Source organism: Nocardioides eburneus, assembly GCF_040838215.1.
Lineage (GTDB): Bacteria > Actinomycetota > Actinomycetes > Propionibacteriales > Nocardioidaceae > Nocardioides > Nocardioides eburneus.
In genome coordinates, this window is record NZ_JBFPJR010000009.1 from 11,756 (window position 1) to 26,730 (window position 14,975).

The window sequence follows — 14,975 nt, forward strand, 5'->3', positions numbered from 1 at the left end:
ATCACTTCCCAGTCAGAGGTTCGAGGTAGAGCCACTTCCAGCTGTCGCTCCCCAGGGTGGCAGGCGCCGCCGAGCCGGCCCCGGTCGCCCCGCTGTCGAGGCCGCTGGCATCGGCATAGCCGTCGTCGCCCCAGGTGACCTTCCCGGTCGCCTCGTCGTAGGACGCCACGACCGGCGCGCGGTAGGAGGCACCGGCGCGCGGAGCGTTCTGGGCGCCTCGGGCGTTGCTCTGCGACGCCGGCTCGGCGCAATGGGCATTCGTATTGAAGTCACGGTCCGCGGTGTCCTGCGGCGGCCGCGTGTTGGTGCTCTCGTAGCCCTTGTGACAGACCTGCTGCGTGTTGAGGATCAGGCCGAAGTGGGCGTTGTAGTGCCCGTCGTCGCTGTTGCGGTCGACCACCGTGAAGCCGCCTTCGACGACGTAGGGGTAGACGACGAGGACCTCGCGGAGGCCGGGGAGGTTCTGCCGCAGGATCTTGCCGGTCGTGACGACCTCGGAGAGCAGCTCGCTGAGGTCGACCTTGTTCTCGTCGAGGAACGTGCGGAGCTCGGTCGCCCCCGCCGCACCGTTGCGGATGAGCGAGACCAGGTCGTCGTTGGAGCCGGCGAGGGTCCCGCTGAAGAGCGCGAGGTTCTTGCTGAAGCTCTTGATCGCGGACTCGCTGTCGACCTGGGTCCGCAGCACCGTGTTGCTGTCGCGCAGCAGCGCCGTGGTCACGTCGAAGTTGTCGTTGGCGGTCTGGATGAACGACGTGCCGGTGTCGAGGATCTGTCCGAGGTCGTCGCCGGTGCCCTGGAGCGCCTTGCCGAGCTCGTCGATCGTCACGGTCAGCGACTTCTTGTTGACCGAGGACACCGTCCGCGCCGCGTCACCGAGCAGCTTCTCGGTCGGGAGCGGCGTGCTGGTGTCGCGCTGGGCGATCTGGGAGTTGTCGGCGAGGTAGGGCCCCTTGTCGGTCTGCGGCTGCAGCTCGACGTACTGCTCCCCCACGGCCGATCGGTTGCCGACCACCGCGAGCGTGTCCGCCGGGATCGAGTCCCACTTGTTGGCGATGTCGAGGTAGACGTCGACGCCGTCCTGGGAGAGGGCGAGCTTGCCGACCTTCCCGATCTGGACCCCGCGGTAGTCGACCTCGCCGCCCTGGTAGATCCCGCCGGACTGCGCCAGGTGGGCGACGACCGTGTAGTGGTCCTTGTAGAACAGCGACCCGAGCTTCGCGTAGCGCGCGCCCACGAAGCTCACGCCGACGAGCGTGATGAGCACGAAGATGATGAGCTGGACCTTCGTCCGTCGGGTGATCATCGGCTCCCTCCCTCCGTCGCGTCACCGGCGTCGATGCCCGGCACCAGGAGCTGGACCAGCGTGGGGTCGTACGCCGCGTCCAGCTGCGCCACGCTGACGCGCTGGGGCCGATAGTCGGTCGGGGCACGTCCGGCGCCGCCGAGGAGGCCGCCGAGCAGTCCACCCACCAGGCCGCCGTCCGAGCCGCCGCTCGAGGAGCCCCCGCTCCCCCCGCCGAGCACACCGCCCAGCAGGTCGTTCAGCGAGCTCTGCAGCGTCTTGGTGAGGCTGGGAAGCACGTCCTGGCAGGCGGTCGCCGACGGGTTGCCGCCGGTGAGCGCCGACTCGATCGCCTGCTGGCAGGCGTCGACCTGCTTCTTCACCTCGCCGCAGGCCGCGGAGCCCAACGTGCCCGACAGCTTGTCGAGAAGCTGCTGGAGCTGCTTGGGGGTCTTCGCGTTCTTGATCTGGCTGGTCAGCGCGCTGCTGACGGTGCAGACCGCGCTCCCGGCGCCCGGCAGCTGCTTGAGCGAGTCGAGGCCGAGGTCGAGCGTGATGTCGAGGTTGACGTAGTCGCCCATGTGGAGGTTGCGCGCCACCTGCGGGTTCGTGCCGACCGCGGCGTCCACGAACGGGTAGGTGAGCAGCGTGTTGAACGAGTTCACGAAGTGGTCGCCCGCGTTCGTGAGCTCGGTGAGCACCGGCTGCAGGTCGCGCACGATCTGGATCGTGTTGGTCTTCGAGGCGTTGATGACCCTCACGCCGGTGTCGCCGAGCTTGTCGAGCGCCTTGAGCATCGTGACGAGGTCCTTGCGCTGGGAGTTGATGCTCGTCAGCGCCGCCGGCAGCTCGTCGAGGGTCTTGTCGATCGTCTTCTCCTGGCCGTGGATCGACTTCGACAGCTTGTTGACCGACTCGATCGCGTGGACGATCTCCTGCTTGTTGTCGTCGAGGCTCGTGGCCAGCTGGTTGACCTCGTTGAGGACCGAGCGCGCCGAGTCCTCACGACCGCCGAGCGCCTTGTTGAGCTCGGTCGAGATCGTCTTGAGCTGGGCGACACCGCCGCCGTTGAGGATGAGGCTCAGCGCGCCGAGCACCTCCTCGATCTCGGGGTTCTGACCGGTGTGGGCGAGCGTGATGGTCGCGTGGTCCTTCAATGGTGTGGGACTCGGGTCGGACGGCGCGGAGAGGGCGACGTACTTCTCCCCCAGCAGGCTCGTCTGCTGGATCTCCGCGCGCGCGTTGGACGGCAGCTTGGTGTCCTTGCGCAGCTGCAGCGTCACCACGGCGACACCGTGGTCGAGCTGGACCTTGGTCACCTTGCCGACCGTGACGTCGTCGACCTTGACGGTCGACTGCGGCACGAGGTCGAGGACGTCGGCGAACTGAACCTTGACCGTCAACGGGTCCTTGCCCGTGTCGGCGCCGCCGGGCAGCGGAAGGCTGTAGACGGAGAACCCACAGCCGCCGAGGGTCAGCGAGCCGACGAGCAGGACCACGACCAGCGACACGAGGCGCTTCACTTCTTCACCTCCACGAGTCCGCCGAGCGACGGGTCGGTCGGCACGCCGTACGACGAGCCGGTGCCGGCGCCGAAGGGCACGCCACGCGGCAGCAGACCCTTGACCGAGTTGCACGCCTTGCCGCTCTTGTCGGCCTGGTCGAGGATCCCGCACAGGAACGTCGAGGGGTCGGACGTGATCTGCTGGGCGATCATCGTCAGGTTGGCGTTGGTGTCGAGCGTTCCGGTGTCGGGGTTGTAGGTCTGCTCCAGGTTGGTGAGCGCCAGCGGGGCCACGCGGAGGGTCTCGCTGAGCGAGTCGCGCTGCTTGACCAGCACCTTCGCCACCCGGTTGAGCCCCTTGATGTTGGAGCGCAGCAGCGTCTTGTTGTCCTTGACGAAGTTCGTCACGTTGCCGAGCGCGACCGACAGGTTGTGCATCGCCGTCGACAGGTCGCTGCGCTCACCCGCCAGCATCGTCGCGACGTTGTCGAGCGAGGTGGTGAACTGACGCACCGTCGTGTCGTTGTCGGCCAGCGTCTTCACGAACGACTCCAGCTGGCGGGCCGAGCCGAAGAGCTGGCCCTTGTTGTCGTCGAGCGTCTTCGTGAGCGTGCTCAGGTCATGGATCGTCTGGTTGACCTTCGTGCCCTGGCCGCCGAAGTTGCGGGCGGTCTGGTTGAGCAGGTCGGTCAGCGCACCGTTCTTGTTGGCGCCGGTCGGGCCGAGCGCGACGAGCAGGTTGTCGAGGCTGCCGTAGATCTGATCGAGCTCGAGCGGCACCGCCGTACGGTCGGTCGAGAGCACGGCACCGTCGGCGAGCACGGCGCCCTTGGTGTACGCCGGCGTGAGCTGCACGTAGCGGTCACCGACGATCGAGGGGGCCACGATGACGGCCTTCGCGTCGGCGGGCACCTTCACGTCACGGTCGTAGTGCATCGTGACGACGACCGAGGTGCCGTCCGGCGTCACCTTGTCGACCTTGCCGACCGGGACGCCGAGCACCCGGACGTCGCTGCCCTGATAGATGGAGACGGTCCGCGGGAAGTGCGCGACCAGCTCCTTCTCGCCACCATCGCGGGTCAGGAGCCACACGCCGGAGGCGAGCGCAAGGGCGGCGATCACGAGGGGCGCGACCCACTTGTTGAGGCTCATCGCGACACCGCCGGGATCGGAGGCAGGTTCTGGATGTAGGAGTCGAACCACGGCCCGTTGCCGAGCACGTTGGCGAACACGCGATAGAACGGGCCGGCCAGGCGGAGCGTCTGGTCGAGGTTGTCCTCGTTCTTGTTGAGCACCTTCACCACGCTGTCGAGGTTGGACAGAGCCGGCTTCAGGTCGGCGCGGCTGTCGTTGATCAGGCCGTTGAGCTGCTTCGAGAGCGTCGTCGTCGAGACCAGCAGGTTGTGGACCGCCTGCCGACGCTTCACCAGGGCGTCGAAGAGGGTGGTGGCATCCCCCATCAGCCCGACGATGTCCTGGTCACGCGCGTCGAGCGTGCTCGTTACGGTGTCGAGGTTCTTGAGCAGCGTGTTGATCCGCTGGTCCTTCGACGCGAGGTTCTTCGACAGCCGCGAGACTCCGCTGAGCGCGTTGCGGAAGGACGCCGGCGTCGACCGGGTCAGGTCCGACAACGTCGTCAGGGCGTTGGCGAGCTGGTCGGTGTCGATCTTCCCGGCCGTGTCGGCCAGCCCGGTGAACGCGTCGACGACGTCGTACGGCGACTGGGTCCGGCTCACGGGGATCGTGGCTCCCTTGGCCAGCTGGCCGTCACCGGCCGGCTGCAGGTCGAGGAACATCGCGCCGAGCAGGGTCTTGATCTTGATCGTCGCGCCCGTGTTGTCGCCGAAGGGCGCGTCGGTCTTGACCTTGAAGGCCACCTTCACGTGGTCGCCGTCGAGGTCGATCGAGGAGACCTTCCCGACCCGGACGCCGGCGATCCTGACCTCGTCGCCCGACTTGAGCCCGCCGGCCTCGGAGAAGTCGGCGTAGTAGGTCGTGCCGCCGCCGATCAGCGGGAGGCTGTCGGCCTTGAAGGAGATCCCGATGAGCAGCGCGATCACCATGAGGGAGACCGCGCCGATCTTGACGGGGTTGCGCTGACGGAAGGGAATCATCCCAGATGACACCTCGCAGACCCGACGTTGTAGTTCACCGGCAGCTTCGACCCACCCGGCAGGATCACGTTGCCCTTGACGCCGCACAGGTAGAAGTTGAACCACGAGCCATAGGTCGCGGTGCCACCGATCTTGTTGAGCTTGATCGGCTCGATCTGGAGCTCCTTGTCGAGTTGCGCCTTGTCGTCGTTGACCTGTCCGGCGAACGTCTTGAGTTGCTTGATGTCCTCGACGAACGGGTTGCGGATGCCATTGACCAGGTCAGCGGCCTGGACCGACAGGTCGGAGATCTGGTCGAGGGAGCCGAGGATCGCGTTGCGGTCCCCCGCGAGACCGTGCACGAACTTGCGGAACGTGACGATCAGCGACGACAGCTGCTTGTCGCGCTTGCCGACGTGGGCGAGCACCTGGTTGAGGTTGTCGATCAGCTGGTTGATGACCTGGTCGCGGTCGGCGAGGGTGCCGGTCAGCGACGCGGTGTGGGCCAGCAGGCTGTCGAGGGTCCCGCCCTCGCCCTGGAAGACCTGGACGATCTCATAGGACAGTGTGTTGATGTCGTTGGGGGACAGCGCTTGGAACAGCGGCTTGAACCCGTTGAACAGCACGGTCAGGTCGAGCGCGGGCGTGGTCTGACCGATCGGGATGGTCTGCCCCGGGTGGAGCGCCGCACCCTCGCTCATCTCGTCGGTGAGCGCGACATAGCGCTGACCGACCAGGTTGCGGTAGCGGATCGTGGCGTGGGTCTTCGCGGCCAGCCGCTCCCCCGCGTCGACGCTGAACGTGACGAGCGCCCGGCTGTCCTCGATCTCGATCTTCTTGACCGTGCCGACCTTGACGCCGGCGATGCGGACGTCGTCTCCCGGGTTCACGCCGGTGGCGTCGGAGAACAGCGCCTTGTAGTCCTTCGAGCTCCCGAAGGACACGTTGCCGATCGTGATGACGAGCAGGCCCGTCGCGAGCGTCGTGACCACAGCGAAGACGACGACCTTCCACAGGTCGCTGGTGGTCTTCTTGTCGAGGAGCTTCACTGCAGTCCCACCTTCGCGCCGCGGGTCAACGGACCGATGAGGAGCGCGCCCAGGTCAGGCACCTGGTCCGCCGACACGCCGAGCCCAGGCGCCAGCAGCTGGTCCAGCATGGCGGTCTCGGCCGGCGTACCCGCGTAGCTCATGCCGCCGGCGGCGCTGCCGTCGACGTCGGTCGGCTCGGCGTAGGTCGTCGCCGCGCGGTCGGTCCCCTTGCCGGTCGGCTCGTCGACGCCGTCGTCGATGTTGGGCACCACCTTGAGCGGGTTCTTCTGGCTCCAGGGCGGGCTGGGCAGGTGGAGGCAGTCCGGACCGCGGTCGTCGCCGTACCGCGGCTTGTCCTTCGAGGTGTAGGCACGCGGCTGACGCGGGAGCGTCTCGAGCGTGATGTGGAGGGTGTAGTCGCGGAAGGCGTCGGACACGCGACCAGCCAGGTTGTCCATGCCGCCCAGGAGGCACGGGAACTCGGGCGAGTAGCGCGCCAGCGTCTTCACCACCGGCGCGGTCACCTGGCCGAGCTGGATGAGGTTGTCGCCGTTCTGCGCCAGGAACTGGTTGGCCGTGTCGGAGAACGACGTCACGTCGGTCAGCAGCGTCCGCAGCTGCTGGGAGTGGTCCTGGAGGGTGGTCGCCGTCGTGATGCTGTTGCGCAGGATCTGGGAGATCTCCGGGAGCGCGGCGTCATAGGTGTCGGAGACCTTCGCCGCCATCCGGAGGTCGGCGACGAGCTGCGGGACCTGCGGATTGAGCTTCTTGAGATAGGTGTCGAGCGTCTCGAGCGTGCTGCCGAGCTTCTCCCCCCGCCCCTCGAGCGCGGTCGCGACCGCGTTGAGGGTCGCGTTGAGGTCGGCCGGCTGGATCGTGCGCAGCAGCGGGTAGATGTCGCTGAGCACCTGCTCGAGCTCGATGGCGACGTGGGTCTTCTCGATCACCGCACCGGGCTCGATGTGGCTCTGGGTCTTCGCCTTCGGCGCCACGAGCGAGACGTACTTCTCGCCGAAGAGCGTCTTCGGGAGGATCGCTCCGGTGACGTCGGCCGGAATGGTGTCGAGCTGCTTCGGGTAGATGCCGAGGGTGAGCTTCGCCCCCGTCGCCGTCGCCTTCATGTCGAGCACCTCGCCGACCAGGACACCCCGGATCTTCACGTCCGCGCGATCGGGCAGCTGCAGCCCGACCCGGTCGGTCTCGAGGGTGATCCGGTCGTAGTGGCTGAACTTCTTCGTGAACAGGGCGTAGGTCAGCCACACCGCCACCAGCAGGAGGCAGAGGAAGACCACGCCGAGGACCTTGAAGCGCTGGTTGCCGAGCAGTCTCATCCGGCCAGCCTCACCGTCGTCGAGGTGCCCCAGATCGCCATCGAGAGGAAGAGGTCGATGACCGCGACCGACACGATGCTGGTCCGCACGGCCTTGCCGACCGCGACGCCCACACCGGCCGGACCGCCCGAGGCGTTGTAGCCGTGGTAGCAGTGGATCAGGATCACGACCACCGAGAAGACGAGCACCTTGCCGAAGGACCAGAGCACGTCGCCCGGCGGCAGGAACTCGTTGAAGTAGTGGTCGTAGGTGCCGGTGCTCTGGCCGTAGACCCAGGTGACGGTCAGCCGCGTCGCGACGTACGACGACAGCAGACCCAGCACGTAGAGCGGCACGATCGCGACCAGGCCGCCGATGATCCGGCTGGTCACGAGGAAGGGCAAGGACGGGATCGCCATGACCTCGAGCGCGTCGACCTCCTCGGAGATCCGCATGGCGCCGAGCTGGGCGGTGAAGCCACAGCCGACGGTCGCGGCGAGGGCGATGCCGGAGACCAGCGGCGCGATCTCGCGGGTGTTGAAGTAGGCCGACACGAAGCCGGAGAACGCCGAGGTGCCGAGCTGGTTGAGCGCGGCGTAGCCCTGCAGACCGACCTCGGTGCCGGTGAAGAACGTCATCGCGACGATGACGCCGACCGTGCCGCCGATGACGGCGAGGGCACCGGAGCCCAGCGTGACCTCCGCGAGGATGCGCAGGATCTCCTTCTTGTAGCGCCGCAGCGTCCGCGGCGCCCACGCGAGGGCGCGCAGGTAGAAGCTGAGCTGACCACCGAGCTCGTCGAGCGACTTCGCGGGCTTCTCGTAGACCGCCTTGAGGTTCGGCATTCCGGTCATCCTGTCTTGCTCGGGACGAGCTGGAAGTAGATGGCAGTCATCACGAAGTTGACGATGAAGAGCAGCAGGAAGGTGATGACGACGGACTCGTTCACCGCGTCGCCCACGCCCTTGGGGCCGCCGCCCGCGTTCATGCCCTTGTAGGCCGCCACGATGGCCGCGATGAGGCCGAAGACGAGCGCCTTGACCAAGCCCTGCCACACGTCGGCCATCTGGGCCAGGGCGGTGAAGCTGGCGAGGTAGGCGCCCGGCGTGCCGTGCTGCATGATCACGTTGAAGACGTAGCCGCCGGCCACGCCGACGACACTGACCAGGCCGTTGAGGAAGACCGAGACGAGCATGGCCGCCAGGACCCGGGGCACGACGAGACGCTGGATCGGGTCGATGCCCAGCACCATCATCGCGTCGAGCTCCTCGCGGATCTTGCGGGCGCCGAGGTCGGCGGCGATGGCGGAGCCGCCCGCCCCGGCGACCAGCAGCGCGGTCGCGATCGGGCCCGCCTCGCGCACAACGGCCAGGACGCTCGCCGATCCGACGAACGACTGGGCGCCGAACTGCTTGATCAGGCCACCGACCTGGAGGGCGATGACAGCACCGAACGGGATCGCGACGAGCGCCGTCGGCACGATCGTCACCGACGCGATGAACCACGCCTGCTGGATGAACTCCCGCAGCTGGAACGGCCGCCGGAACATGCCTCGGAACACGTCGAGACCAAACGCGAAGAGGCTGCCGGCCGTCCCGATCGGCTTCAGCACCTTCGCCGAGGTGATCGCGGACATCAGAGACTGGCACCGCCGGCGAGGATCGCGTCAGGCTGGAAGGAGCCCGGCGGCGGGGTCACGCCGTTCTCGCGGCACCACTCGCCCGGCGGCCGCTGGCTGCGCCGCGGGATGCCGTTGGACGGCTCGAGCTGGAGGGGGATCGGCGGCAGCGGCGGAAGGTCCATGTCCTTCTCCGCGGCGAGCTGGTCGGCGTCCTTCTCCTCGGACATGCCGATCGGCCCCACGCGCTGGGCGTTGAGGAACTGGCGCACCACCGGCTCCTCCGAGCTCAGCAGCATCTCGCGGGGACCGAACATCGCGAGGTGCTTGTGGTAGAGCAGTCCGATGTTGTCCGGCACCGTCCGGGTGCTGTTGATGTCGTGGGTGACGATGAGGAAGGTCGCATCGATCTGCGCGTTGAGGTCGACGATCAGCTGGTTGAGGAACGCCACGCGCACCGGGTCGAGACCGGAGTCGGGCTCGTCGAAGAGGACGATCTCGGGGTCGAGGACGAGCCCGCGGGCGATGCCGGCGCGCTTGCGCATCCCACCGGAGATCTCGCCGGGGAGCTTGTCCTCCATGCCGACCAAGCCGACGAGGTCCATCTTCTCCATGACGATGTTGCGGATCTCGGACTCGGACTTCTTCGTGTGCTCGCGCAGCGGGAAGGCCACGTTGTCGAAGAGGTTCATCGACCCGAACATCGCACCGTCCTGGAAGAGGACGCCGAAGAGCTTGCGGACCTCGTAGAGCTCGCGCTCGGAGCAGTTGGCGATGTCGACGCCCTCGATGAAGACCGAGCCGCGATCGGGCTTGATGAGCCCGATCAAGGTCTTCAGGAGCACCGACTTGCCGGTCCCGGAGGGGCCCAGCATCACGCAGATCTCTCCCGCCGGGACGGTCAACGTCACGTCGCCCCAGATCAGTTGCTTGCCGAAGCTCTTCGTCAAGCCGTCGATCACGATGTCCACACCCATGACAGGGCAGCTCCCTTCCTCGAGTCGCGAGGTCCCTCCATCCCTCACTGACCAGTAACAACGGAGGTCTGTGACCGAGGTTACGGGCCAGTTGCGACGGACGTCACTCGCGGGTAACCCGGCGGACGCCGCGACGCGAGGGCCCGACGCTACAGAAGTCCCGCCGCCCGCCGGGCGGCCGCCCCCATGGCGGGACGGTGCCGGCGGCGTACGCCGGGTGTGTCGTACGCCGCTCGCAAATGGGCCGAGGGCGGCCACCCGTGACAGGTGGCCGCCCTCGGGCGGTGTGATCGCGGTACTGCTACGCGGCCTGACCGATCAGAGCGCGGGGCGTGACCCCGCACGAGGTCACTTGAGGGTGACGGTGGCGCCGGCGCCCTCGAGGGCCTCCTTGGCCTTCTCCGCAGCGTCCTTCGCGACCTTCTCGAGAACCGGCTTCGGGGCGCCCTCGACCAGCTCCTTGGCCTCCTTCAGGCCGAGGGAGGTGAGCGCGCGCACCTCCTTGATGACGTTGATCTTCTTGTCGCCGGCAGCCTCGAGGATGACGTCGAACTCGTCCTGGGCGGCAGCCTCGGCGCCGCCCTCGGCACCGGCACCGCCGGCAGCGGGAGCAGCCGCGACGGCGACCGGAGCGGCGGCGGTGACGCCGAAGGTGTCCTCGAAGGCCTTCACGAACTCGGAGAGCTCGATGAGGGTGAGCTCCTTGAACGCGTCGAGCAGCTCGTCGGTGGTGAGCTTCGCCATGATGGCGTGTCCTTTCTCGGGTGACCCGGGCCGTCGTGGCCCCAGGTCGGGGTTTCAGGTGGTGGTTGCCGAAGGGCTGAGGAAGCCTCAGGCCTCGGCGGAGTCGCCCTCGTCGGAGGCGGCCGCGGCCGCCTCGTCAGCGGGGGCCTCGTCCGCGGCAGCAGCCTCGGCCGGGGCCTCCTCGGCGGCGACGGGCGTGCCCGCACCACCTGCGAGGATCGTGGGGTCGTTCGCGGCCTTCTCCTGCAGCGCCGCGGCCAGTTGGGCCGCCTTGCTCGGGAGGGCGTTGAAGACGTAGAGCGCCTGCGAGAGCGACGCGGTCATCGCGCCGGCCAGCTTGGCCAGGAGGACCTCGCGCGACTCGAGGTCGGCCAGCTTGGCCACCTCGGCAGCGTCGAGAGCCTTGCCCTCGTAGACCCCGCCCTTGATGACAAGGTTCGGGTTCGCCTTGGCAAAGTCACGCAGACCCTTGGCGGCCTCGACGACATCGCCCTTGATGAAGGCGATGGCGGTCGGGCCGGTCAGGAGGTCGTCGAAGCCATCGATGCCGACGTTCTTGGCAGCGATCTTGGCGAGCGTGTTCTTGACCACGGCGTAGTTGGCGTTCTCACCGAGGGAGCGTCGGAGGTCCTTCAGCTCCTTGACGGTGAGACCGCGGTACTCGGTCAGCACGGCACCGGACGCGGCACTGAACTCGTCAGTGATCTCCGCGACGGCGGCCTGCTTGTCTGCCCGCGCCATGGGTCTCCTTCCGGACTACGAGTCCACCGGGAAGGGCCCTGGAAGAGGAAGACGCCCCGAGCGCAGGCTCAGGGCGTCGGACATTCGTGTCTCGTGCTCTTCACCTACGCTGGCGTCCGCCTCCTGGCGGAACCTTCGATCGAGTGCGTGCGCACCTGACGACCGGCGGTCTCTGGTTTCGCTGACAAGTATGCGGGCGCACTGGGCGCCCCGACAAATCGCGGGCACCGCCTGCGCCTTCGCACGGGGACACGCCCGCGCGGACCGCACCGGCCACGGTCACAGCCCGTCCTCTGCCGGCTTGAAGGGGGCGACCCGGAGCGTCGTGAGCATGCCGACATCGAGGGGAACGGTGTCGCCCTCGATCCGCGCGGGGACCCTCACGGGCACCTGGGCGGCGGCAAGTTGGACAACGAGCATCGACGCGCGCTCGGCGTCGTGGCCAGCGAGCTCGCCGGTCCACTCGAGTGTGGAGACGGCCTCCTCGCCGGGCGCCAGCCGCACCGGACCTGCGTGACCGGAACTCGGGGCGCCGCGCTCGACGGTGAGGGTGAAGCGGTGCCCCCACTCGCCCCTGGCACCGATGCCCGGGACCCCCGACACGGTGCACGGCCGCGACGAGGTGTTGGTGACCCGGATGCCGGTGTAGCGATGGCCGGCCGCGGCGTCGAACCCCTCAAGACGCGCGCTCGCCTCGTCGGGCCCGCACCGGTCGGCGGCGTCCGGCTCGGAGGCACGGGTCCTGAGCAGCGCCCTCAGAGCTGCGTCGCCAAGCTTCGCATCCGCAGTCGGCAAGGGGCCGTCGCCCGGCTGGTCCCAGTCCGGAGGGAGCTCGGCCTCGCTCGGCGGCCCGGCGCTGAGCGGCGGCTGCGAGGTGGTCGGCTCCTGGGCTGGCATCGCGGCGGGCCCCTCTGAGGTGGCTCCGCACCCGCTCAGCGCGAGCGCCGCCAGGGTCAGTGCGACCACCACGCGGCGACGTCCATTCCCGTCCACACTCTCATCCCATCACGAGTGGTCACTGGTGGCGCCGCGAACGCACCGGCGGTTGCCACAAGTGACCACGCGCGGAGCCGGCCGGCGGCGTACGACATGCCGAAGGCCCGCCACCCACCAGGGGCGACGGGCCTTCAGGGGTGAGCCAGGCTCAGGCCTCGTCCTCGACCGCGACGTTCTTGGTGCGGTTGGGGTCGACCTGGACACCGGGACCCATGGTCGTCGAGACGGTGACCTTCTTGACGTAGCGGCCCTTGGAGCTGGCCGGCTTGAGACGCAGCACCTCGTCGAGCGCCGCGGCGTAGTTCTCCGCGAGCTGGACCTCGGAGAACGAGGCCTTGCCGATGATGAAGTGCAGGTTGGCGTGGCGGTCGACGCGGAACTCGATCTTGCCGCCCTTGATGTCCGAGACGGCCTTGGCCGGGTCGGGGGTGACCGTGCCGGTCTTCGGGTTCGGCATGAGCGACCGCGGGCCGAGGACGCGACCGAGTCGGCCGACCTTGCCCATCAGGTCCGGCGTCGCAACGACGGCGTCGAAGTCGAGCCAGCCGCCGGCGACCTTCTCGATGAGGTCGTCGCTGCCGACGAAGTCGGCGCCCGCGGCACGAGCGGCCTCGGCCTTGTCGCCCTGCGCGAACACGAGCACGCGGGCGGTCTTGCCGGTGCCGTGCGGCAGGTTGACCGTGCCGCGGACCATCTGGTCGGCCTTGCGGGGGTCGACGCCGAGACGCATGACGACGTCCACGGTCTCGTCGAACTTCTTCTTGCTGGAGTTCTTGGCGATCTTGATCGCCTCGAGCGGCGCGTGGAGGGCGTTCTTGTCGAACGTCTCCGCAGCCGCGCGGTAGGTCTTGCTGCGCTGCATGATGCTTTCTCTTCTCTCTCGAAAGTCGTGGTTAGCGGGCCAGCGCGGCCCTCCCACGGTCAGTCAGTGGTGACGCCCATCGAGCGGGCGGTGCCCTCGACGATCTTCATGGCCGCCTCGATGTCGTTCGCGTTGAGGTCGGGCATCTTGGTCTGGGCGATCTCGCGCACCTGGTCCTTGGTCAGCTTGCCGACCTTGTCCTTGTGCGGGACGGAGGAGCCCTTCTGCAGACCCGCGGCCTTCTTGATCAGCTCAGCGGCCGGCGGGGTCTTCGTGATGAAGGTGAAGGTGCGGTCCTCGTAGATGGTGATCTCGACGGGGATCACGTTGCCGCGCATGGACTCCGTCTGGGCGTTGTACGCCTTGCAGAACTCCATGATGTTGACGCCGTGCGGACCGAGGGCCGTACCGACCGGCGGAGCCGGGGTCGCGGCGCCGGCCTGCAGCTGCACCTTGACGAGCGCTGCGATCTTCTTCTTCGGAGGCATTCCTTGTTCTCTTTCTTCCCGTGGTCATGACGAGAGGTACGACGTACCCCTCTGCCACCTGGCTGTTGCTGAGCAACCCGGACATTGTCCGCGCCCATCGGGCTCAGCGTGAAATCCGGAGCGCGAGCCCCGGGAGGACTCAGACCTTCTGGATCTGCGAGAAGCTGAGCTCGACCGGCGTCTCGCGGCCGAAGATCTCGACGAGGGCCTTGACGCGCTGCGACTCGGCGTTGAGCTCGGTGATCGTCGCGTGGAGTGTGGCGAACGGGCCGTCCACGACCATGACCGAGTCACCGACGCCGAAGTCGGCGACCTCGACCGGCTTCTTCGCGGTGGTGGCACCGGCCGCGGCGGCGGCACCGGCGGCCGCAGCCTCGGCCTCGGCCTGCGCGACGACGGCGGGGGCGAGCATGTTCTCGACCTCGGTCATCGACAGCGGAACCGGCTGGTGGCTGTGGCCCACGAAGCCCGTCACCGACGGGGTGTGGCGGACGGCCGCCCAGGACTCGTCGGTGAGATCCATGCGGACCAGGACGTAGCCAGGGAGGACGGTGCGCTTGACCATCTTGCGCTGGCCGTTCTTGATCTCCGCGACCTCCTCGGTGGGGACCACGATCTCGTGGATGTAGTCCTCCATGTTGAGGGAGACGATGCGGTTCTCGAGGTTCGACTTCACCCGGTTCTCCATGCCGGAGTAGGTGTGGATCACGAACCAGTCACCGGGCTTGGCCCACAGCTCGCGGCGGAACGCCTCGAGCGGGTCGTTCTCGTCGGCGGCCGGCTCGGCCTCGTCACCGGTCTCGGCGTCGTCCTCGACACCGTCCACGGCGTCGTCGAGCTCGGCGTCGAAGGTGTCGGGCTCGATGACCTCGTCGGCCTCGGCCGCCACGTCGCCGGCCTCCGCGATCTCCTCGGAGGCGGTCGCGTCGAGGGACGGCTCGGCCTCGGGGCTCCCCGAGGTCACCGTCTCGTCGGTGTAGTCCTGCTCAGACACGCGCTGCTCCATACCTTCGATTGCCATTCACTTCCAGGTTCGCTCAGGCGGTCTTCCGACCGGTCAGTCCCGGCCGCCGAAGACCCAGAACGCCAGCTTGCCCAGGCCCAGATCGAGTGCCGACGTGATCGCCATCAGCACGACCACGAACACCAGCACGACCAGGAAGTACGTCGTCAGCTGCTGCTGCGTCGGCCAGACGACCTTCCGCAGCTCGGCGACGACCTGCCGGTAGAAGACGGGGAGAGTCGTGCGCTCGTCCTTCTTGCGCTCGCGCGGCGTGGGGACCGCTTTGCTGTCCGTCACGTCCGTCACCTCTCCTAGAACTTCCGGGT

Annotated in this window: 16 protein-coding genes; all 16 read right to left on the reverse strand. The window is 68.0% G+C overall.

Annotated elements, in window-relative coordinates:
* Nucleotide 1: 1 nt before the first annotated feature.
* Nucleotides 2-1,303: an MCE family protein gene (locus tag AB3X52_RS06720; RefSeq protein WP_367992558.1), complete on the reverse strand. Its 1,302-nt coding sequence runs from the start codon at nucleotides 1,301-1,303 to the stop codon at nucleotides 2-4.
* Nucleotides 1,300-2,805, reverse strand: a complete 1,506-nt coding sequence (locus tag AB3X52_RS06725; RefSeq protein ID WP_367992560.1) for an MCE family protein — start codon at nucleotides 2,803-2,805, stop codon at nucleotides 1,300-1,302. The genes AB3X52_RS06720 and AB3X52_RS06725 overlap by 4 nt, the downstream gene beginning before the upstream one ends.
* Nucleotides 2,802-3,938 (reverse strand): MCE family protein, encoded by a 1,137-nt coding sequence (locus AB3X52_RS06730; RefSeq protein WP_367992562.1) that lies wholly within the window; start codon nucleotides 3,936-3,938, stop codon nucleotides 2,802-2,804. Before AB3X52_RS06730 ends, AB3X52_RS06725 begins: the two co-directional genes overlap by 4 nt.
* The gene (locus AB3X52_RS06735) at nucleotides 3,935-4,900 is read right to left on the reverse strand and encodes an MCE family protein (RefSeq protein ID WP_367992564.1); all 966 of its coding nucleotides are present in this window, start codon (nucleotides 4,898-4,900) and stop codon (nucleotides 3,935-3,937) included. Before AB3X52_RS06735 ends, AB3X52_RS06730 begins: the two co-directional genes overlap by 4 nt.
* On the reverse strand, nucleotides 4,897-5,928 hold the full coding sequence (locus AB3X52_RS06740; RefSeq protein WP_367992566.1) for an MCE family protein: 1,032 nt from the start codon (nucleotides 5,926-5,928) through the stop codon (nucleotides 4,897-4,899). Before AB3X52_RS06740 ends, AB3X52_RS06735 begins: the two co-directional genes overlap by 4 nt.
* Nucleotides 5,925-7,241: an MCE family protein gene (locus AB3X52_RS06745; RefSeq protein WP_367992568.1), complete on the reverse strand. Its 1,317-nt coding sequence runs from the start codon at nucleotides 7,239-7,241 to the stop codon at nucleotides 5,925-5,927. The genes AB3X52_RS06740 and AB3X52_RS06745 overlap by 4 nt, the downstream gene beginning before the upstream one ends.
* The gene (locus AB3X52_RS06750; RefSeq protein WP_367992569.1) at nucleotides 7,238-8,065 is read right to left on the reverse strand and encodes an MlaE family ABC transporter permease; all 828 of its coding nucleotides are present in this window, start codon (nucleotides 8,063-8,065) and stop codon (nucleotides 7,238-7,240) included. Before AB3X52_RS06750 ends, AB3X52_RS06745 begins: the two co-directional genes overlap by 4 nt.
* 5 nt (nucleotides 8,066-8,070) lie before the next feature.
* The gene (locus tag AB3X52_RS06755; RefSeq protein WP_367992571.1) at nucleotides 8,071-8,856 is read right to left on the reverse strand and encodes an MlaE family ABC transporter permease; all 786 of its coding nucleotides are present in this window, start codon (nucleotides 8,854-8,856) and stop codon (nucleotides 8,071-8,073) included.
* The gene (locus AB3X52_RS06760; protein ID WP_367992573.1) at nucleotides 8,856-9,815 is read right to left on the reverse strand and encodes an ABC transporter ATP-binding protein; all 960 of its coding nucleotides are present in this window, start codon (nucleotides 9,813-9,815) and stop codon (nucleotides 8,856-8,858) included. Before AB3X52_RS06760 ends, AB3X52_RS06755 begins: the two co-directional genes overlap by 1 nt.
* 348 nt (nucleotides 9,816-10,163) lie before the next feature.
* Nucleotides 10,164-10,559, reverse strand: a complete 396-nt coding sequence (rplL, locus tag AB3X52_RS06765) for a 50S ribosomal protein L7/L12 (RefSeq protein WP_367992575.1) — start codon at nucleotides 10,557-10,559, stop codon at nucleotides 10,164-10,166.
* 87 nt (nucleotides 10,560-10,646) lie between these two features.
* Nucleotides 10,647-11,300 (reverse strand): 50S ribosomal protein L10, encoded by a 654-nt coding sequence (rplJ, locus tag AB3X52_RS06770; protein ID WP_367992577.1) that lies wholly within the window; start codon nucleotides 11,298-11,300, stop codon nucleotides 10,647-10,649.
* 279 nt (nucleotides 11,301-11,579) lie between these two features.
* Nucleotides 11,580-12,197 carry a DUF4232 domain-containing protein gene (locus AB3X52_RS06775; protein ID WP_367992579.1) on the reverse strand — a complete coding sequence of 206 codons (618 nt, stop codon included), beginning with the start codon at nucleotides 12,195-12,197 and terminating at the stop codon, nucleotides 11,580-11,582.
* A gap of 247 nt (nucleotides 12,198-12,444) precedes the next feature.
* On the reverse strand, nucleotides 12,445-13,158 hold the full coding sequence (gene rplA, locus AB3X52_RS06780; protein ID WP_367992581.1) for a 50S ribosomal protein L1: 714 nt from the start codon (nucleotides 13,156-13,158) through the stop codon (nucleotides 12,445-12,447).
* Between the two features lie 59 nt (nucleotides 13,159-13,217).
* The gene (gene rplK, locus AB3X52_RS06785) at nucleotides 13,218-13,646 is read right to left on the reverse strand and encodes a 50S ribosomal protein L11 (protein ID WP_367992583.1); all 429 of its coding nucleotides are present in this window, start codon (nucleotides 13,644-13,646) and stop codon (nucleotides 13,218-13,220) included.
* 139 nt (nucleotides 13,647-13,785) lie between these two features.
* The gene (gene nusG / locus AB3X52_RS06790) at nucleotides 13,786-14,652 is read right to left on the reverse strand and encodes a transcription termination/antitermination protein NusG (protein WP_367992771.1); all 867 of its coding nucleotides are present in this window, start codon (nucleotides 14,650-14,652) and stop codon (nucleotides 13,786-13,788) included.
* A 51-nt stretch (nucleotides 14,653-14,703) separates the two neighbouring features.
* Entirely contained in the window at nucleotides 14,704-14,946 is a 243-nt protein-coding gene (gene secE, locus AB3X52_RS06795) for a preprotein translocase subunit SecE (RefSeq protein WP_367992585.1), read from the reverse strand.
* Between the last annotated feature and the right edge of the window lie 29 nt (nucleotides 14,947-14,975).